Source organism: Micromonospora chokoriensis (assembly GCF_000718555.1).
GTDB classification, from domain to species: Bacteria; Actinomycetota; Actinomycetes; order Mycobacteriales; family Micromonosporaceae; genus Micromonospora; species Micromonospora chokoriensis_B.
Genome location: NZ_JOAN01000029.1, coordinates 1 through 19,275, shown reverse-complemented (window position 1 = coordinate 19,275; position 19,275 = coordinate 1). Strand labels below are relative to the sequence as shown.

Sequence of the window (19,275 nt, the reverse complement as noted above, 5' to 3'; positions counted from 1 at the left end):
CCCCTTTATCTCGAAGAAGAACGCGATGCCGAGACCGCCACGGCGAGCAGGATGATCGCGCCCTGGACGGTCGACCTGAGGGCGCCGGAGACGCCGTAGAAATTCATGAGAGCGAAGAGCAGTTCGAGGGTCAGCGCGCCGAGCATCGCCCCGACGACCGCGCCGCGGCCCCCGCCGAGCGCCACGCCACCGAGGACGACCGCGGTGATCGCACCGAACTCCAGGCCCGCGCCGGCCTGGAACGAGACGCCGCTGTAGCCGCCCAGCAGGATCGCCGCCACCGCCGCCGCGAGCCCGCTGAGGATGAAGGCGAAGGTCCGGGTACGCCAGACGCGTACGCCGCTCAGCTCGGCGGTGCGCGGGTTGTCGCCGACGGCGACAAGCGTCCGACCGAAGTCGGAGCGCATCAGCAGCACGGCCGCCACCGCCAGGACCACCAGGACCAGCAGCGCGTACGGCACGCGGCCCAGCACCGGCACGTCCTCGAAGGCCCGCCGACCGAACCGCCGGAACTCCTCGGAGAGCCCACCCTTCGGAGCACCGTCGGACCAGAGGTAGACCGCGCCGACGAGGATCAGGAACATGCCGAGGGTGGTGATGAACGACGGCACCCGCAGCCGGGTCGTGATCAGGCCGTTGACCAGCCCGACGAGCGCGCCGAACGCGAGCAGGAGCAGCACCACCGGCCAGGTGCGCGTCGGGTCGCCGTCGATCAGCCGGGCCGCGACGACCACCTGCGCGGTGACCAGGGACCCGACGGAGAGGTCGAACTCACCGGACACGATCACGAAGTACTGGCCGGCAGCGAGCAGGATGATCGGCGCCGAACGACCGAGGAAGGACATCAGCGACGGCGGGGCGAGGAAATCGGGCTGCCGGATGCCGACGAGCACCACCAGCACCGCGAGGATCGCGAGGATCGGCAGGACACCACCGGGGCGGACCCGAGGGAGACGAAGCGGCAGCGTACGGCGCTGAACGGTCTGCATGGCTAGGCAGCCGCCTTTCGCATGGCCCGACGGGCATAGACGGCGACCGCGGCGATGATGATCGCACCCCGGATCACCTGCTTGAAGAAGGCGTCCACCTCCAGCTGGTTGAAGATGGCGTCGATGCTGGCGAGCAGCAGCACCCCACCCACCGTGCCGATGACGCCGCCGCGCCCACCGGCGAGGGCGGTCCCGCCGATCACCACCGCGGCGATCGACTCCAGGTCGTAGAGGCCCTCGGTGCCGACGCGCGGGGCACCCGAGCCGAGCCGACTGGCGAGGTAGATGCCGGCGAGCCCGGCGCACATCGAGCACAGGACGTGGGCGGTGACGAGGACCCGGTCGTTGCGGACGCCGGAGAGCCGGGCCACCTCCGGGTCCCCACCGACGGCGACCAGATGGTGGCCGAAGCGGGTCCGCGTGAGCGCGAACCAGACCGCCGCGGTCACGGCCACCAGCAGCAGGAACGACACCGGCACCGGCCCGACGCGCTGGTAGCCGAGCGACTGCACGAGCGAGGGTGCGGTGGTGCCGGCCGGGCCGTCGTAGCCGTTGTCGAGATAGCCCTTGAGCAGCAGCCCGACGCCGAGGGTCGCGATGAACGCGTTGACCCGGAGCTTCGTGACGAGGAGCCCGTTGAACAGCCCGATGCCGGCGCTGACGGCGAGCGCCAAGCCGATCGCCGGGAGTATCGCGCCGTCGCTGCCGTTCATCGTCTCGGCCGCGACGAGAGTGCTGAGGCTGATCACGTACGCCACCGAGAGGTCGAGCGAGCCACCCAGGATGACCAGGGTCTGGCCGACAGCGACGAGCCCGAGACCGGCGGCGACGTGCAGCAGACTCACCGTCGTGGACTGGTTGAAGAGCTGACCGCCGTCGAGCAGGACGACCAACCAGCCGATCGCGAGGGCGAGGGTCAGGGCCACGAAGACACCCGGTACGGGGCGACGGGCCGGCAGCAGCGACAGGGCACTCACTGGGCCATCTCCGATCGCGACTGCGGGGCTCGCAAACCCGGCTCACTCCTCGCGCTCACTGGGCAGCCTCCCGTGCGGTCCCGACCGCCAGCGCGACGACCTCCTCCTCGGTCGCGCCGGCGGGCAGCTCGCCCGCGACGCGACCGTCGCGCATGACGACGATCCGGTCACTCATCCCCAGCAGCTCCGGCAGATCAGACGAGATCATCAGCACGGCCGCGCCTTCACGGGCGAGCCGGCGGACGAGGTCGTGGATGGCGGACTTCGCGCCCACGTCGATGCCCCGGGTCGGCTCGTCGAAGAGCAGGATCCGTGGATCGAGCGCCAGCCACCGGGCCAGCACCACCTTCTGCTGGTTACCCCCGGACAGGAAGCGGATCTCCTGGTCGTCGCCGGCGCCGCGGACCTCCACGGCGGCCAGCAGCTCGCGCACCCGGGCGGTCCGGGCCGTACGACCGGACCGGACGGCGAAGACGGCCCGGCTGGCCAGCAGCGCGTTGTCGAGCACGGACTGCCGGGCAACGATCCCCTCGCCCTTGCGGTCCTCGGTGACGTACGCGATGCCGGCCCGCATCGCGGTGCGGGGTGAGCGCAGCCGGACCGGCCGGTCGTCGAGCGTGACGTCCCCGGTCGTGAACGGGGACACCCCGAAGATCGCACGGGCCAGCGCCGAGCGCCCGGAGCCCTGCAGGCCGCCGATGCCGAGCACCTCCCCGGCGCGCAACTGGAGGTTGACGTCGCGCAGCTTCTGGTTTCCCGCGTCGCGGAGGTTGAGCCGCACCGGACCGCGGTCCTCGGGGGCGGCCCGATCCGGGTAGTAGCTGGACAGCTCCCGGCCGACCATGTGCCGCACCAACTCGTCGGCGGTGGTGTCAGTGGTGTCCACGGTGGTCACCCGGCGGCCGTCCTTGAGAACGGTGATCCGACCGGACAGGTCGAAGACCTCGGCGAGTCGGTGCGAGACGTACAGCAGCCCGATGCCCCGCTCCTGAAGTCGGCGCACCAACCCGTAGAGCAGTTCGACCTCGTGGTCGGCAAGCGCGGCGGTCGGCTCGTCCATGATGAGCAGCCGCGCGTCGAGGGCGAGCGCCTTGGCGATCTCGACGACCTGCTGCTGCGCGACGCCGAGCTGCCCCACCCGGGCGTCGGCCGGCAACGTGGTCTCACCGATCGAGGCGAGCAGTCGCGTGGTGCGGTCGAGCATCGCCCGGCGATCGACCAGCCCGCGGCGGACCGGCTCGTGCCCCAGGTAGACGTTCTCCGCGACGGTGCGCTCCGGGAGCAGGTTGAACTCCTGGTGGATGATGCCGATGCCGGCCCGCTGCGCATCGCGGGGACCACGGAACGTCCGCGAGGCGCCGGCGAACTCGACGGTGCCCCCGTCCGGGGCGTACCCGCCGGAGACGATCTTCATGAGAGTCGACTTCCCGGCGCCGTTCTCGCCGACGACGGCGTGCACCTCGCCCGGCGCGACCTCCAGGTCGACACCGTCGAGAACGCGGACCCCGAGGAACGACTTGCCGATGCCCCGAAGGGTGAGAAGTGGCGCCGGCGGTGGATCTGACATCCCGAAAGCCCTCACAGATAGTAGTCGATGACACGTTTCGACACCGTGCTCCGGCGGCTCCGAGCCGCCGTACGACGAACTTTCGTAGCTATCGACGGAGGCTTATGTTCGCGTGATGCGAACATTCCCTTGACATCGACGAAACATCACACGTATGAAGATAGATGTTTGAATGCGGGTCCGCAATCCTCGACCGGGGCTGATTGCCAGGGCCATCACCCGATCGACAGCGGCGTCGCAGCGAGGGAGTCGATCGCGACCGTCGTCACCTGGACAGGACGTCGGACGTCACTCCATTCATTGACAGCATTCTATCTCTAGCTCATCCTGACCTCGTGGATCACCGGACGAGAACCACAGCGATCATCACGCTGTGTGATGTCCTGCGGGTCTGACTGCCGTTTCGGCGAACGGCACGAGGACCGACCAGCGCACCCGTGCGCCCTCGCGCGTCCAGGCACAACCTGGCGCGCACTGGGGGCCAGTGGTCGCAACGGAGTTGCCCGCCCAACCTAGGAGACCGCATGCGTCGCAACACATTGCTCATCTCAGTGATCGCCGGCCTGTTGCTGGCGCTCGGACTCGCCCCACCCGCGTCGGCGGCCCCAGCCTTCCGCGCCCTGTTGTTCACCAAGACCGCCGGCTACCGGCACGACTCGATCCCCGCCGGGATCAGCATGTTCCAGCAACAGGCGGCAGCGAACAACTTCGAACTGGTGGCAACCGAGGACTCCAGCGTCTTCACCGCCAGTAACCTGGCGACCTTCGACGTCATCATCATGTTCCAGACCTCCGGCATGGTCTGGACCTCGGCGGCGCAGCGCCAGGCGGTGGAGGGTTACCTCGCCAGCGGCAAGGGCATCGTCGCCATCCACAACGCCACCGACATGGGCATCGAGTCCGAGTACCCGTGGTGGGACCAGACCATCAACGCCGGCGCCCACATGCCCGAGCACTCCCCCGGCGTGCTCCAGGGAACCGCCATCGTCGCCGACAAGAAGCACCCGTCGACGGCCAGCCTGCCGGACCGGTGGACCCGCAGCGAGGAGTGGTACAACTTCGACGCCAACCCGCGCGGCAAGGTGCACGTACTGGTGACCGCCGACGAGCGCACCTACAACCCGGGATCCCGGGCGATGGGCCCGGACCACCCGATCTCCTGGTGCCGCGACACCGGCGGCGGGCGGGTGTGGGCCACCGCGATGGGCCACGCGATCGCCTCCTACAGCGAGACGAACTTCCAGAACCACGTGCTCGGTGGCATCAAGTGGGCGGCCGGTAACGCCGCCGGCGACTGCGGCGGCACCGTCTGGAGCAACTTCGAGAAGCGCACCCTGGACGACAACACCGTCGACCCGATGGCGATGGCCGTGGCACCGGACGGACGCGTGTTCTACGCCCAGCGCGGCGGGCAGCTGAAGATCTTCAAGCCCTCCACCAACAGCACGGTGACCGCCGGCACGCTCAGCGTCTACACCGGCGGCGAGGACGGCCTCACCGGCATGGCGTTGGACCCCAACTTCGCCACGAACGGGTACGTGTACCTGTACCACTCGCCGGCGAGCAGCTCGACCGACGTCAACCGCGTCTCCCGCTACACCATGAGCGGTGACACGCTGAACACGTCGAGCGGTGTCACGATCATCGACATCCCCGCGTACCGGGACCGGACCTTCCCGGAGCCCGGCCACACCGGCGGTTACATCGAGTTCGGTCCGGACGGCAACCTCTACATCGGCACCGGTGACGACACGCCCCCGAACCTCGACTCGAACTGGCAGGGCTACGCCCCGCTGGACTGGCGCTCGGGCAAGTCCAACCTGGACGCCGCGCGGACCGCCGGTAACACCAACGACCTGCGCGGCAAGCTGCTGCGGATCCGCCCCGGAGCCAGCGGCAGCTACACCATCCCGACCGGCAACCTCTACCCGCAGGGCACGGCGCAGACCAAGCCGGAAATCTACGCGATGGGCTTCCGCAACCCGTTCCGCTTCTCGATCGACGCGGCCACCGGCTGGGTCTACCTGGCCGACTACGGGCCGGACCGCAACCCGCCGACCACCAACCGGGGCCCCGAGGGCTTGGTCGAGCTCAACGTGATCAAGACGCCCGGCAACTACGGCTGGCCGTTCTGCCACGGTGACAACCAGCCCTACGCGCCGTTCAACCCGGACACCGGCGTCGTCGGCTCGAAGTTCAACTGCTCGGCACCTGTCAACAACTCGCCCAACAACACCGGGCTGACCAGCCTGAAGCCGGTCGTCATGCCCAACATGTGGTACGGCTACCCCACCTCGACGACCTTCCCGGAGCTCGGCTCCGGCGGCTCCGCGCCGATGGGCGGCCCGGTCTACCGGTACGACGCGTCGAACCCGTCCGCGACCAAGTTCCCGCCCTACTACGACGGCGTGCACTTCTTCTACGAGTGGTCGCGCAGCTACGTCAAGGAGGTGCACTTCGACTCCTCCACGGCGGTGACCCGCACCAACCCGTTCCTGCCCGGTGGCGGGTTCAACAAGCCGATGGACATGGAGTTCGGCAAGGACGGCTCGCTCTACCTGCTGGAATGGGGCACCAACTTCGGTGGCGGCAACAGCGACTCCGGGCTCTACCGGATCGACTACATCCAGGGCGGCCGGTCGCCGATCGTCAAGGCCACCGGCACGCCCACGAGCGGCACCTCGCCGCTCACCGTCCAGTTCAGCAGCGCGGGCACGTCCGACCCGGACGGCAACACGCTGAGCTACCTGTGGACGTTCGGCGACGGCACCACCTCCACGGCGGCCAACCCGTCGAAGACGTACACCTCCAACGGCAACTACACGGCCCAGTTGAAGGTCACCGACAACACCGGCAAGACGGGCTTCGCCAACGTCCAGATCACCGTCGGCAACAGCGCACCGGTGGTCACCATCACCACACCGGGCAACGGAGGCATGCTGACCTTCGGTGACAAGGTGTCCTACCAGATCACCGTGACCGACCCGGACGGCGGCACGATCGACTGCTCGAAGGTCATCCTCAATCCGGCGCTGGGTCACGACGACCACGCACACGAGACCACCGAGTACCCGGGCTGCTCGGGCACCATCTCCACCGACCTGCTCGGCGGGCACCCCGATGGCGCCAACCTGTTCTACGTGCTGAACGCGCGCTACACCGACAGCGGTGGCGCGGGTGGCGCGGCGCCGCTCACCGGCACCGCACAGGCGATCCTGCAACCGAAGCACAAGCAGTCCGAGTACTTCAGCAGCCAGTCGGGGGTCCGGGTCGTCGACCAGGCCGCCGCGGAGAGCACCAAGCGCATCGGTGACATCTCCACCAACGACTGGATCGCGTTCAGCCCGATGAACCTGTCGGGCATCTCGACGGTCAGCTACCGCGTGTCGTCGCCCTCCGGTGGCGGCTCGATCGAGCTGCGCGCCGGCTCGCCGACCGGCACCCTGCTGGCCACCACCACGGTGCCCAGCACGGGCGGCTGGGACAACTACCAGTCCACGACTCCGGTGAGCGTCGCCGCGCTCAGCGGGACACAGACGCTCTACATGGTGTTCAAGAACAGCAGCAACTCGTTCGATCTGGACTCGCACACCTTCGGCGGCAACGGCGTCGGAACACCCGGCACCGGCACCGGCGGTGGCCTGGCCGGCAAGACCTACACCCTCACGGCCCAGCACAGCAACAAGCTGATGGACGTCAGCGGGGTCTCCACCGCCGACGGCGCCCAGATCACCCAGTGGGCGTCCACCGGTGGCAACAACCAGAAGTGGCAGGCCGTCGATGCCGGTAGCGGCGCGCTCTACCTGAAGGCGGTGCACAGCGGGAAGTGCGTCGAGGTGGTCGGCAGCTCGACCGCGGCGGGTGCCTTCCTCCAGCAGGCCACCTGCAACAACGGCAACCAGCAGAAGTTCACCGCCACCGCGACCGGAACCTCCGGCGTGTACACGGTGAAGAGTGTGCTGAGCGGGCTCTGCGTGGACGTCAACGGTGCCGCCACCACCGACGGCGCCCGGCTGTTGCAGTGGACCTGCCACAGCGCCACCAACCAGCAGTGGCGGTTCACCGCAGTGTGACCTCGCGGCTGCCGCACTAACAGATGACGTCCCGGTCGGGACCGGTGTCCGGAAATCGGAGCCGGTCCCGGCCGGGACGTCGTTGTCAGTTCGGTGGGATCGGAGAGCCCGGAGCGGGCGGCGCGGCGAGCAGCCCGGCCGCCGCCAGGGCGTCCCACAGCTCCTCCGGCACGGCCACCTCGGAGCGTCGCACCGCCTCGACGACCTGCGCCTCGTTACGAACGCCGACCACCGTCGACACCACAGCCGGATGACGGCGGACGAAGGCGAGTGCCGCCTGCGGCAGGGTCACCCCGTACGTCTCGCAGACCGCCGCGATCCGCCGCGCCCGGTCGATCAACTCCGCCGGAGCCTGCTGGTAGTTGTAGACGGCGTCGGCCGGCGGCCGGTCCCGCGACAGTAACCCCGAGTTGTAGACGCCCGCGATGACCACGCCCACCCCCCGGTTCTCGGCGGCCGGCAGCAGGTCGTCGGCCGCACCCTGTTCGAGCAGGGTGTACCGACCGGCGCACATCATCACGTCGACGTCGGTCTCCCGCACGAACCGCGTCAGCATCGCCGACTGGTTCATGCCTGCACCGATGGCACCCACGACGCCCTGGTCACGCAGGTCGATCAGGGCGGGTACGGCCTCGTGTGCGGCCTGCTCCCAGTGGTCGTCCGGGTCGTGCAGGTAGACGACGTCGATCCGGTCCAGCCCGGTCCGCTCCAGGCTGGCCTCGATGGAGCGCAGGACGCCGTCACGGCTGAAGTCCCACACCCGCCGGTGGGTCGCGGGAACGTCGAACCCGTCGGAGTCCCGCAGGTGCGCGTCCTGCGGCGACGGCACCAGGAGTCGCCCGACCTTCGTCGACACCACGTACTCGTCGCGGGGCCGCTGACGCAGCGCGGCGCCGAGCCGGCGCTCGGACAGCCCGAGACCGTAGTGCGGCGCGGTATCGAAGTACCGGACGCCCGCCGCCCAGGCCGCGTCGACCGCCGAGGCGAACTCGTCGTCGACCGTCGTCCGGTACAGGTTGCCGCCCTGGGCCGCGCCGAAGCCCAACTCGCTGAGGCGTACCTCCGGGCGACGCGGCAGTGCGAACGACCTCACGACGCCTCCAGCCCGTAGACACGGCGTGCCGTCTCGCCCCAGACCGACGCCTGGTCGGCCCCGTCCTGGCCCTCCAGCAGCTTCGCCAGGGTGTCGACCCACCGCTGGTACGAGCTGGCGAGCAGACAGACCGGCCAGTCCGAGCCGAACATAAGTCGACCCGGCCCGAACGCGTCGAGCGCGTCCTCGACGGCAGGGCGAAGGTCGTCCGCCGCCCAGTGCGGCAGCGGCACCTCCGTCACCAGCCCGGAGAGCTTGGCCGTGGTGTTGGGCGAGGCCGCCAACGCCCGCAGGCCCCGGCTCCACTCCGCCAGCTCGGGACTCCTCAACGCGGGCTTGCCCAGGTGGTCGAGGACGAAGCTCACCTCGGGCAGGTCGTGCGCGAGGCGGGCGGCCATGGGGAGCTGGTGCTGGCGGACCAGCAGATCGAAGACGAGACCGGCGGCGCCCACCGCCGCGATCCCCCGACGGACGTCTGGACGGTCCAGGTACGCCGGGTCGGTCTCGGACTGCACGAGGTGGCGGATGCCGACGAGACGCTCCCCACCGGGGGCGGCCCGCAGCCGTTCGAGGCGGTCCGCTACATCGGCGGCGGTCAGGTCCACCCAGCCGACGACCCCACGGACCAGGGTGTCCTCGGCCGCCACGCCCAACAGGTCGACCGTCTCAGTGTCCGAGGCGATGGACTGCACCACAACTGTCGCGGTGACTCCGGCGGCACGGGCCAGCGGCGCGAGATCGGCGGGTTCGAAGTCGGCGTCGATGGCCGCCATGGTCACCGGGTCGATCCACGGCTGTGGGTGGCGGGAACGGACCCAGAGGTGGTGGTGCGCGTCGACGATTCCGGCTCGTCCGGGCACCTGCGCGCCGGTCATCGGCCGAGCCAGCCGCCGTCGACGGGCAGCACGATCCCGTTGACGTAGTCCGACGCGGTCGACGCCAGGAACACGGTGGCACCGCCGAGATCGTCGGCTCGGCCCCACCGGCTGGCCGGGATCCGCGCGAGGATCGCCTGGTTGCGGTCGGGGTCGTCGCGCAACGCCTGGGTGTTGTCGGTGGCGATATAGCCCGGCGCGATGGCGTTGACGTTCACCCCGTGGGCCGCCCACTCATTCGCCAACGCCTTGGTGAGGCCGGCCACGCCCGACTTCGACGCGGCGTAACCGGGGACGGTGATCCCGCCCTGGAAGCTCAACAGCGACGCGGTGAAGATGATCTTCCCTCGGCCACGCTCGACCATCGTCCGGCCGATCTCCCGGCTCAGGATGAACTGGCTGCTGAGGTTCACCTCGATGACGTGGTCCCACATCTCGTCCGGGTGCTCGGCGGCCGGAGTCCGGGCGATCGTGCCGCCGTTGTTCACCAGGATGTCGATCGGCCCGAGAGCGGTGAGGTCGCGGGCCAGCTGGTGCACGGCCGCCCGGTCGCCGAGATCCGCCCGCAGCGCGGTGAACTGACGGCCGGCGGCCCGCACCCGGCGTTCGACCTCGCTGCCCTCCGATTCGAGCTGGGCCGAGACGCCCACGATGTCGGCGCCGGCCAGGGCCAGGGCCTCGGCCATGGCGAGGCCGATCCCGCGCCGAGCCCCGGTCACGACGGCGGTCTGTCCGGTCAGGTCGAACAACGCCGTCACTGGTTACCCTCCCGCACATCGAGCAGCACCTTCATGACCCCGCCACCCTCGAGTGCCGCGAACGCGGCGTTGGCCGCCACGACCGGCTCGACCCGGGAAATGAGCTGCCGTGCCGGGATCGCACCCGACGCCACCAGCCGGATCGCCTCCACCATGTCATCGCGCTGGTAGAGCCGGGCACCGAGGAGCTCCAGCTCACGCCAGAAGAACCGGTGCAGGTTGACCTCCCGGGGCTGGGGATGGATCGCCACCATCACCAGCCGGCCCCGGGTGGTGAGGACGTCGACCGCCGTGGTGACGCCGGCGGCGGAGCCGGACACCTCGAAGGCGATGTCGGCGCCCGCGCCATCGGTACGGTCGTTGACCAGCGCCACGACATCGGTCGATCGCGGGTCGACGGCCTCGATCCCGATCCCCTGCGCCACCTCGCGTCGGAACGGGTCCGGCTCGACGAGGAGCACCCGCGCGCCGCGGCCCCGCGCCACGGTGGCGATGAGGACACCGACCGGGCCACCGCCGACCACGACCACCTGGTCGTCGGCGGTCACGTTCCCCCGGCGTACGTCGTGCACCGCGACCGCGACCGGCTCGACCAGCGCCGCGTGGTCGAGCGGCAACTCCTCCGGCAGCGGCAGGACCAGCTCCACCGGCACGTTCCAGGAGGACTGCATGGCACCCGGCGAGTCGATGCCGAGGAAGTTCATCGCGTGGCAGACGTGGGAGTTGCCACGCTGGCAGGCCGCGCACCGCCCGCAGGGCCGGGTCGGCATCACGGTGACGGGCTGACCGACGTTCCAGCCGGTCACGTCCTCGCCGATGGCCGCGATCCGCCCGGACATCTCGTGCCCGATGATCGCGGCGTCACCGACCCGGGCGTCCATGTCGCCGTGGTAGATGTGCAGATCCGTGCCGCAGATCCCGGTGTACGCCACCTCGATCCGCACCTCGCCGCGACCCGGCGGCTCGGGGTCACGGTCCTCGATTCCGAGGTGTCGTGCCCCCCGGTAGACGACTGCCTTCATCGTTCCTCCGTCTCGACGGTCGGTACGTCGTTCGTGCCGACCGGGCATGGCCGTGGGTGCACCGCCATCGCGATGCACCCACGCTCTCCCTGTTCTGGTGGTCAGCTCAGTGCCGTACGGTCGGCGACACCTCGTGACGGGCGTTCAGCGGCACGACGGGCACCTGGCGGGCGGGGATCACCCCGTCGACCCCGGCCAGCAGCCGCCGTCCGGCCCGCTCCGGCCGGACGTTGGGGCTGTCGGCCGTCTGCGCCTGCGGGCGGCGGTTGGCCACCCGGATCCGCTCCTCGTCCACCCGGACCCCCAGCCCGGGTGAATCGCCGAGGATGAAGGCGCCATCCTCGACGTGCAGGTCGACCGAGACTCCGACCGGCGGGTGTAGGTCCTGCAACTCGCTGGTCAGGTGGTTCGGCACCGAGGTCGCGGCGTGCAGCAGACCGATCGGGCTGTTGCCGATCGGGCTGACCGGCAGGTCGTGGGCGTGAGCCAGGGCGGATGCCCGCAGGAAGTGGGTGACCCCCCAGACGGCAGCCATCTGGACGATGTCGACCGCGCCGGCGGCGATCAGCGGGCGGTACTGCTCGAGCCCGGTGAGGTTCTCGCCGGTGGCGACTGACGCGCACACACCTCGGCTGACCGCGGCGAGGCCCTCGGCGTCCCAGCGCCGGACCGGCTCCTCGATCCAGATGAGGTCCAGGGTGCGTTCCAGTTCGCAGACGTGCCGGACAGCCTGCTTGCGGGTCCACGCCTCGTTGACGTCGAGCATCAGACCCGGCCGCCGGCCGCGTCCGGCCTCGGTCAGAACCTCCTTGACCAGGCTGAGGCGGTGCCGGTCGCTCTCGATGTCGAGGCCACCCTTGAGCTTGGCCGCGCGCAGGCCGTGGCTCGCGTAGACCTCGTACTCCCTGACGAGTTCGTCGTCGGTGAGCCCGATGTCCAGGCCGGACGCGTACGCGGTGACCCGCCGGTCGCGTCCACCCAGCAGCCGCCACAGCGGCTCACCGGCGGCCTGCGCCTTGATATCCCAGAGTGCGGTGTCCAGAGCGCCGATCGTGCCGAACACCGGGCCGGCGTGGCCTGCCTTGAAGGTGTGCCGCAACATCCGGTCGTACAGGGTCGTCACGGCACGGGGGTCTTCGCCCTCGATTGCTGCGAAGATCCGCTCGATCTCGACGTGCGGCCCGAGGCCGACTCCCGAGATGCCCTCGTCGGTGTCGACGATGACGATCGAGACCGGGACCACCCCGTCGGAGAACACGCCGTTGGCGTCGCCGACGGGCCGCCCCCATTCCTGGACCGTGGTGAGCGTCCGATAACCCGTGATCCGCATGTCAACCCTTCGTGGAACCGGCGGCTACGCCGTCGGCAATTTGGCGCTGGAGGAACAGGTAGACCAACAGGACGGGTATCGCGGCGATCAGCACCCCCGAGGCGAAGGTGGGGATGTTGTCGGAGTACTGCCCGCGCAACGAGGTCACCCCGATCATGAGCGTCCGGTGATCGGCCGAGGGCATCATCACCAGCGCCATGAGGACGTCGTTCCAGCAGAAAAGGGCGTTGAGGATGCCTACCGACAGCAGTGCCGGCGTGCCCAGGGGCAGCATGATCCGGCGATACACGCCGTACACGGTGTTGCCGTCGATCCGCGCGGCGTCGACGATCTCCGGCGGGATGCCCTTGTAGTAGCTCGTCATGAGAAAGACGGTGAAGGGCAGAAACTGGGCCACGTAGACGAGGATCAGACCGGGGTACGTGTCGATGAGCGCGGTGTCGGCCATGATCCGGGCGAGCGGCACCATGATCACCTGGAACGGGATGAAGAGCCCCGCGAGGCAGCCCAGGAACAACGCCTTCGAGCCACGGAACCGTAGTTGGCTCAGCGCGAAGCCGGCCATCGACCCCAACAGCAGCAGCAGGAGCACCGACGTCGTCACCACGAACAGCGAGTTGACGAAGTAGCGGCCCATGCCAACGCTGTTCCACGCCGTGCTGATGTTCTCCCAACGCAGAGCGTCGGTCAGCGAGAACCGGTCGAGGATGTAGTCACGGCGCGTCTTCATCGCCACGTTGGCGGTGAACAGCAGGGGGTAGATCGTCGCCAGGGCGAGCAGCGACATGGGGATGGCGATCAGCCACCAGCCCAGGCGGAGGCGAGACATCAATCCTCCTTTCCGGATCGTTCGAGCAGCTTGATCTGCAACAGCCCCACCACGAGCATGATCATGAAGAGGATCGTCGACGCGGCCGACGCGAGAGCCGGACGGTTCATCTGGCCCTGCTGCTTCCAGATGTAGAACTCCGGCAGGTACGTCGACCCCTCCGGCCCGCCGCTGGTCATGACGTAGAGCAGCCCGAACATCGAGGTCAGCATCCCGATCATCGTGGTCACGAAGACGAACTGGATGGTGCGCGAGAGGCTCGGGACGATCACGTGCCAGACGACCTGGGGCAGCGACGCCCCGTCCACCCGGGCAGCGTCCAGCAGCGCCGCGTCCAGCGTGGCGAACCCGGCGAGAAACACCACCAGGGCCATGCCGAAGGTGGCCCAGATGTGCACGCCCACCACCATGAACATCGCGATGCCCGGGTCACCGAGCCAGTCGATCGGGTCGACACCGACCGAGGAGAGGACGGCGTTGAGGGGGCCGTCGAAGGCGAGCAGCAAGTTGAAGATCGCACCGACGATGACCGGTGAGAGCACCGCGGGAAAGAAGTAGACGCTGCGGTAGAAGCGGTGCCCGGGCACCCGCAGGTAGATGAACGTCGCGAGCAGACCGGGGATCGCCACCGCCAACGGCAGCAGCAGCACCAGCAGCCCGACGTTTCTCAGCGCGGTCTGGAACAGCGGGTCGGCGAAGAGCTCGCGATAGTTGCCGAAACCGACCGCCGTCCCGTTCTGCGCACCGTCGCCGGTGAAGGAGAAGTTGACCCCGAGGAGCAGCGGGTAGAGGCGCAGCACCACGATGATCAGGACGGCCGGAGCGACCAGGACGTAGGGGGCGTAGCGCTCGGCCCGCAGGCCGCCACGGGTGCGGCGGGGTCGTGCGCCACCCTGATGCGCGGCGGGGGTGACCGCCGCCCCGCCGGCCCGTCCGGCCGAAGCCGAACGGACCGACGGTTGCGTGTTTCCAATCGGCACGAGGTCAGCCCGCCTGGTCGGAAGCGGCCAACTGCTTCACCACCTCGTCGACGGTGATCGAACCGCTGAGCAGCTGCTGGGAGAGGCGCCCCATCAGGTCGATCGTCTTCGAGGAGAGCGCCACGTGCAGGGCGGGCTTACCGCTCTTCAGCTCGCCGACGATCGTAGCGACGGCCGGTCCGGCCTGCGACACGTCGATGGTGGTGTCGGCGGCGATCGCACCGGCATCGGCGTAGAAGGCCTTCAACGCCTCGGCCGAGCTCAGGGAGCGCACCAGCTCGGCGGCCATCTTCGGGTCCTTCGTCCACTTGGCGACCGCGTAGCCGATACCGCCGTCGTACGGCAGGCTCGGGGTGGTGCCGGCAGTGATGACCGGAGCCTTCATGACGCCGAGCTTCTCCGGGGTGAGGAACTCGTTGAAGTCCTGCCAGTGCCCCACGTCCGACATCAGACCCATGACGTGCGCGGCCTTACCGGACTGGAAGAGCGCGAAGGAGTCGTTGAACATCGCGGTCGAGTTGGCCCCGTCGCTGTTCATCTTCTTGTCGCCGGCCTCCTTCCAGAGCTGGAAGAGGCGCTTGACGTTTGCCGAGTTCCAGTCCCGCTTGCCGGCGATCCAGGCGTCGTACTCCGCGGCGGTGAGGGTGGTGGAGCCCAGGCTCGAGATCCAGAACTGGATGCCGACGCCCTCCTTGTTGCCGAGGGCGAAGCACTTGGAGCCGGCCCTGGCGATGGCGGCGCAGTCAGCGACGAACTTGTCCCAGGTGGTGGCCGGGCTCGCCGGGTCGAGGCTGGCCTTCTGGTAGATCGCCTTGTTGTAGTAGATCGGGTAGCCCTGCAGCGTCACCGGGGCGGCGTAGACCTTGCCGTCCTTGGTGAACGCGTCCCAACCGGCCAGCCGCTGCTTGTCCTCGGCCACGTAGTCGGTGATCGGCACCAGCGCGTCCACCCGGTCGCGGATCTGGCCACCACCATTGAACAGCATGACGTCCGGGCCCTTGCCGGACTGGATCGCCGCACCGAGCAGCGTGTAGTACTGGTCGAAGGGTTGCGCGACGAACTCGACCTCGACATCGGCATGCTTCTTCTTGAAGTCAGCCTTCGCCTTGTCCAGATAGGATTTGGCGAACGGCTCACCGGACTTCCAGTCCCATACCACCAGTTTGCCGTCCGAGCTGGTGGACTTACCCGAATCGCTAGCACTTCCACAGCCGGCCAAGGCCAGGCTCACAACGAGGACGGCCGACCATATTGCTCGCTGTCTCATCAGTTGTCACCTCAGAAAGTGGGGTGGCCGGCGGGCGTCCCGCGAGCCAATGTTGACCGGAAGGTAACTCGTATGACGTGTGACGTCAATACTCGCCCGTACACTGAGCCAGACGTCGTGCCACGGCGAGCCATTCGGAGGGGGACATGACGCCACCGCAGGAAACAGCCCTGAACAGTCCGGCAACCCCGGCGTGGGTGCGTCGACCGACCAACCTCGCCAGGGCGGTCACCGCCGAGTTGGTGGAGCGCATCGTTCGGGGCGTACACCCGTCCGGAACGTCCCTCCCCCCGGAGCCGGTCCTCTGCGAGACCTTCGGCGTGAGCCGGACGGTCGTCCGGGAAGCAGTGAAGATCCTCCAGGAGAAGGGGCTGGTGCAGGTCCGTCAGGGCGCCGGCACCATGGTCACGCCGCCGGCACACTGGGACATGCTCGACGAACTCGTCCTCGCGGCCACCATCGCCGTGGACGACAGCCTCGCCATACTCGATGACCTGGTCGTCACCCGGCGCGTGCTGGAGTCCGACATGGCGAACGTCGCCGCCCGCCTCGCCGACACCGAGACCCTCGATCGACTACGTGCGATGGTCGACCGGATGGACGAGCTCGTCGACGACCACGTCACCTACCACGACCACGACCGGGCCTTCCACGACACGATCATGCAGGCGTCCGGGAACCGCATCGCCCGGGGCGTCGTGCGCGCGTTGGAGAGCCAGGTCATCAACACCGCCCGCTACATGGGCCGGACCGAACGCGCGCTGTGCGTCGCGTCCAACCAGGGCCACCGGCGCATCTACGAGCGCATCGCCGCCCACGACTCCAATGGCGCAGCCGAGGCGATGTTCACCCACATCACCGAGGCATGGCTGGTGCGCCGCGGTGGCCCGGGGAGCCCGGTGCGCCTGCAGCGCTGACCGCCCGCGGTCGACGCAGCGGCGCCCACCCCCGGGCACGGGAGCGGGCGCCGCCACCTGAGGTCGACCAGACCTACGAGAACTGGGCGAAGAACCGCCAGATCTCACCCTTGGTCCAGGTCGTGATGCCGCTCTCGGCGTAGGTGCCGTCCACCGGGCCGGGCATGTGACCGTTGTCGTACGCGGCCCACTGCACTGGGTAACCAGCCCGGCAACCGGAGTAGGCGGTCGTGATGTGCGTACGACTGCCGCCGGCCGGCTCGGGCGGGTTCTGGGCGGCGCAACCGTTGTTACGGACGAACGTGTCGCGCAGCGCCCTACCCCCGGAGATGTTCAGGACGTTGTCCGAGATGCCGTGCAACCCGAAGTAAGCGATGGGCTGCGTACCGCCGCTGCACCCGCTGATCTGCCCGCCAGAGATGACCGCGACGGCCCGGAAGACGGTGGCCCGCGCACAGGCGATGGCGTAGCTCATGCCGCCACCCCAGCTGAAGCCGAGGGCGAACCGCTGTCGGGGGTTGACGCAGAGGCTGCTCTCGATCCGTCTGATCATGTCGTCCACGAAGGTGATGTCCTCACCACCGGAGTTGCCCCAGCCGTTGCCGAACCCCTGTGGCGCGACCAGGATCGCGCTGTTGTTCGACTGCTCCTGCTGCCCGTAGTAGGACCACGGGGTGCCACTGGTGCCACCGGAGGAGATCTCCTGCATGGTGCCGCCCCGCCAGTGGAAGGCAAAGATCAGCCGGTACGGGTTGCTGTTGTTGTAGTTGGCGGGCACCCGCAGGATGAAGGTCCGGCTCTTGCCGTTGCTCTGGATCGTGTGCGTGCCGCTGGCCAACGTCGGCGCCTTGCCGCACCCGCTACCACCCGAGGGCGGCGGGTTGCTGCCGCCATCGACGGGGACAAGCTGCCACTGCTGGTTGGTACCGCCCCAGTCGGCGTACTGAACGACGTTCCCGCCGTCGGCGGTGGAAGCGCCCTGCACCTCGACGGCCTTGTTGCTGTTGCGGTTGATCAGCCGGACGTAGCCACCGTCCGAGTCGGCCAGCCGGAACTGCTGGTTCGTGCCGTTGAGGTCGGCCCACTGCACGATCGCGCCGCCGTCCGCGGTGGAGAAACCGCTGACGTCGAGCACCTTGCCCGAGTGCCGCGACTTGATCCGGTAGAAGCCACCCCCGGAGTCCACGAACTGCCACTGCTGGTTGGTGCCGTTGTTGCGCGTCCACTGGCTGATCCGCGCTCCGTCGTTGGTGGCCGAGGCGTACAGGTCAAGCGCCTTGCCGCTGTTCCGGTTCACCAGGGCGTACCAGGCATTGGTGTCCACGGTCGCTGCCGCCACGGGCGTCGCGTTGACCGCGACGAGGGTGCTGGCTGCCATGACCGCGGCCGCCGCCGCGGCCAACCCTGACCGCCAGCGACGTCTCCGTGGAGAGGCGGGACGAGCCTCATCGAGGGCTTTCATGGTCCACTCCTTCGATCGAGGTCACCCACGAGCAGAACGCTCGCGCGTGCCCTGGCGTGTGTGCCGGCGTCCTGGTGGTGGCGTCAGCGGGGTGAAAATTAGCGGGTAAGACGTCATACGTCAAACGATTGGTGTCGATCTGAACAGGTGCCCGGCAGCGGCAGCACGACGGCCACGGCGGCTCGCCCCAGCTGGGGCGAGCCGCCGTCGTCACACCTCGCCAGGGCTGTTGCCGGCCGGATCCCGAGCGGTCGGCAGCTCCCTCTCCCCCCGGTCGATGGCGGCGGTGCTAGCCGATCCGGACCAGTTGCCACTGCTGGTTGTTGCCGCCCCAGTCGGCGTACTGAACGATGTTTCCACCGTCGGCGGTAGACGCGCCCTGCACCTCGACGGCCTTGTTGCTGTTGCGGTTGATCAGACGCACGTAGCCGTCGGCCGAATTCGCGAGTCGGAACTGCTGGTTCGTGCCGTTGAGGTCGGCCCACTGCACGATCGCGCCGCCGTCCGCGGTGGAGAAGCCACTGACGTCGAGCACCTTGCTGGAGTTGCGCGCCTTAAGCCGGTAGTAGCCACTACCCGAGTCGACGAACTGCCACTGCTGGTTGACGCCGTTGTTGCGCGTCCACTGGCTGATCCGCGCTCCGTCGTTGGTCGCCGAGGCGTAGACGTCCATCGCCTTGCCGCTGTTCCGGTTCAGCAACACGTACCAGGCGCTGGTGTCCACCCCGGAGCCCGGCGGGGGCGTGGTGGGCGGCGTGGAGCCGCCGTTCAGGGCGTCGAGGACGGCGGTGTACGCGGCCTTCTTGTTGCCGTTGCAGTCGAAGAGCAGGGCGTTGTCGGAGCCACGCCACGAGTCGTCCAGCTCGGTGATCTGCACATCCACACCGAGATCAGCGAACCGCTGCAGATTCGCCTGGTAGTCACCGGCCAGCGAGGTGCCCAGGTGCGACTGGAAACCCACGCAGTCGATCGGCACGCCACGGGACTTGAAGTCCCGCACCATGTTGTAGATCCCCGTCGACTTCGCGTTGATCCCATCGGTGTTGTAGTCGTTGTAACACAACTTCGCACCCGGATCCGCCGCCCGCGCCGCCCGGAACGCCGCCTCGATCCAGTCGTTGCCGGTGCGCTGCAGG

At 68.9% G+C, this 19,275-nt stretch carries 15 protein-coding genes; 2 read left to right on the top strand and 13 right to left on the bottom strand.

The features are described from left to right. Positions 1–5 precede the first annotated feature (5 nt). The 3 genes from IF46_RS0129125 to IF46_RS0129115 are packed head-to-tail and all read right to left on the bottom strand — an operon-like array spanning position 6 to position 3,533. Complete coding sequence (locus IF46_RS0129125; RefSeq protein WP_030491602.1) at positions 6–989, bottom strand: ABC transporter permease; 984 nt, start codon at positions 987–989, stop codon at positions 6–8. Between the two features lie 2 nt (positions 990–991). Beyond that, on the bottom strand, positions 992–1,966 hold the full coding sequence (locus IF46_RS0129120; RefSeq protein ID WP_030491601.1) for an ABC transporter permease: 975 nt from the start codon (positions 1,964–1,966) through the stop codon (positions 992–994). Positions 1,967–2,021: 55 nt separating this feature from the next. Further along, positions 2,022–3,533 carry a sugar ABC transporter ATP-binding protein gene (locus IF46_RS0129115; RefSeq protein ID WP_030491600.1) on the bottom strand — a complete coding sequence of 504 codons (1,512 nt, stop codon included), beginning with the start codon at positions 3,531–3,533 and terminating at the stop codon, positions 2,022–2,024. A gap of 524 nt (positions 3,534–4,057) precedes the next feature. Between IF46_RS0129115 and IF46_RS0129110 the strand changes: the two genes are divergently transcribed. Continuing rightward, a complete protein-coding gene (locus IF46_RS0129110; protein WP_030491599.1) occupies positions 4,058–7,606 on the top strand; it encodes a ThuA domain-containing protein in 3,549 nt (1,182 codons plus the stop codon). Between the two features lie 85 nt (positions 7,607–7,691). Here the strand turns inward: IF46_RS0129110 and IF46_RS0129105 are convergent, their stop codons facing one another. The 8 genes from IF46_RS0129105 to IF46_RS0129070 all read right to left on the bottom strand — a co-directional run bounded on the left by IF46_RS0129105 (position 7,692) and on the right by IF46_RS0129070 (position 15,652). After that, positions 7,692–8,699 carry an aldo/keto reductase gene (locus tag IF46_RS0129105; protein WP_030491598.1) on the bottom strand — a complete coding sequence of 336 codons (1,008 nt, stop codon included), beginning with the start codon at positions 8,697–8,699 and terminating at the stop codon, positions 7,692–7,694. After that, the gene (locus IF46_RS0129100; RefSeq protein ID WP_030491597.1) at positions 8,696–9,574 is read right to left on the bottom strand and encodes an amidohydrolase family protein; all 879 of its coding nucleotides are present in this window, start codon (positions 9,572–9,574) and stop codon (positions 8,696–8,698) included. The genes IF46_RS0129105 and IF46_RS0129100 overlap by 4 nt, the downstream gene beginning before the upstream one ends. After that, the gene (locus IF46_RS0129095; protein WP_030491596.1) at positions 9,571–10,332 is read right to left on the bottom strand and encodes an SDR family NAD(P)-dependent oxidoreductase; all 762 of its coding nucleotides are present in this window, start codon (positions 10,330–10,332) and stop codon (positions 9,571–9,573) included. The genes IF46_RS0129100 and IF46_RS0129095 overlap by 4 nt, the downstream gene beginning before the upstream one ends. Beyond that, positions 10,329–11,354, bottom strand: a complete 1,026-nt coding sequence (locus tag IF46_RS0129090) for a (R,R)-butanediol dehydrogenase (RefSeq protein ID WP_030491595.1) — start codon at positions 11,352–11,354, stop codon at positions 10,329–10,331. The genes IF46_RS0129095 and IF46_RS0129090 overlap by 4 nt, the downstream gene beginning before the upstream one ends. Before the next feature lie 106 nt (positions 11,355–11,460). Further along, a complete protein-coding gene (locus tag IF46_RS0129085) occupies positions 11,461–12,684 on the bottom strand; it encodes a mandelate racemase/muconate lactonizing enzyme family protein (RefSeq protein WP_036393627.1) in 1,224 nt (407 codons plus the stop codon). 1 nt (position 12,685) lies between these two features. Further along, positions 12,686–13,513, bottom strand: coding sequence for a carbohydrate ABC transporter permease (locus tag IF46_RS0129080; protein WP_030491593.1), 828 nt, complete (start codon positions 13,511–13,513; stop codon positions 12,686–12,688). After that, positions 13,513–14,493 (bottom strand): carbohydrate ABC transporter permease, encoded by a 981-nt coding sequence (locus IF46_RS0129075; RefSeq protein ID WP_030491592.1) that lies wholly within the window; start codon positions 14,491–14,493, stop codon positions 13,513–13,515. The genes IF46_RS0129080 and IF46_RS0129075 overlap by 1 nt, the downstream gene beginning before the upstream one ends. A 4-nt stretch (positions 14,494–14,497) precedes the next feature. Beyond that, a complete protein-coding gene (locus tag IF46_RS0129070) occupies positions 14,498–15,652 on the bottom strand; it encodes an ABC transporter substrate-binding protein (RefSeq protein WP_232234209.1) in 1,155 nt (384 codons plus the stop codon). 254 nt (positions 15,653–15,906) lie between these two features. Between IF46_RS0129070 and IF46_RS0129065 the strand changes: the two genes are divergently transcribed. After that, a complete protein-coding gene (locus tag IF46_RS0129065; protein ID WP_030491590.1) occupies positions 15,907–16,677 on the top strand; it encodes a FadR/GntR family transcriptional regulator in 771 nt (256 codons plus the stop codon). Between the two features lie 73 nt (positions 16,678–16,750). Here the strand turns inward: IF46_RS0129065 and IF46_RS0129060 are convergent, their stop codons facing one another. Next, positions 16,751–18,139, bottom strand: coding sequence for an RICIN domain-containing protein (locus tag IF46_RS0129060; RefSeq protein ID WP_030491589.1), 1,389 nt, complete (start codon positions 18,137–18,139; stop codon positions 16,751–16,753). Between the two features lie 289 nt (positions 18,140–18,428). Then, on the bottom strand, positions 18,429–19,275 hold an 847-nt coding region (locus IF46_RS0129055; RefSeq protein ID WP_030491588.1), incomplete at its 5' end, for an endo-1,4-beta-xylanase.

Coding starts and splice junctions, on each gene's coding strand:
- IF46_RS0129125 (WP_030491602.1), bottom strand. CDS start 989: ATGCAGACCGTTCAGCGCCGTACGCTGCCGCTTCGTCTCCCTCGGGTC.
- IF46_RS0129115 (WP_030491600.1), bottom strand. CDS start 3,533: ATGTCAGATCCACCGCCGGCGCCACTTCTCACCCTTCGGGGCATCGGC.
- IF46_RS0129110 (WP_030491599.1), top strand. CDS start 4,058: ATGCGTCGCAACACATTGCTCATCTCAGTGATCGCCGGCCTGTTGCTG.
- IF46_RS0129100 (WP_030491597.1), bottom strand. CDS start 9,574: ATGACCGGCGCGCAGGTGCCCGGACGAGCCGGAATCGTCGACGCGCAC.
- IF46_RS0129090 (WP_030491595.1), bottom strand. CDS start 11,354: ATGAAGGCAGTCGTCTACCGGGGGGCACGACACCTCGGAATCGAGGAC.
- IF46_RS0129085 (WP_036393627.1), bottom strand. CDS start 12,684: ATGCGGATCACGGGTTATCGGACGCTCACCACGGTCCAGGAATGGGGG.
- IF46_RS0129080 (WP_030491593.1), bottom strand. CDS start 13,513: ATGTCTCGCCTCCGCCTGGGCTGGTGGCTGATCGCCATCCCCATGTCG.
- IF46_RS0129065 (WP_030491590.1), top strand. CDS start 15,907: ATGACGCCACCGCAGGAAACAGCCCTGAACAGTCCGGCAACCCCGGCG.
- IF46_RS0129060 (WP_030491589.1), bottom strand. CDS start 18,139: ATGAAAGCCCTCGATGAGGCTCGTCCCGCCTCTCCACGGAGACGTCGC.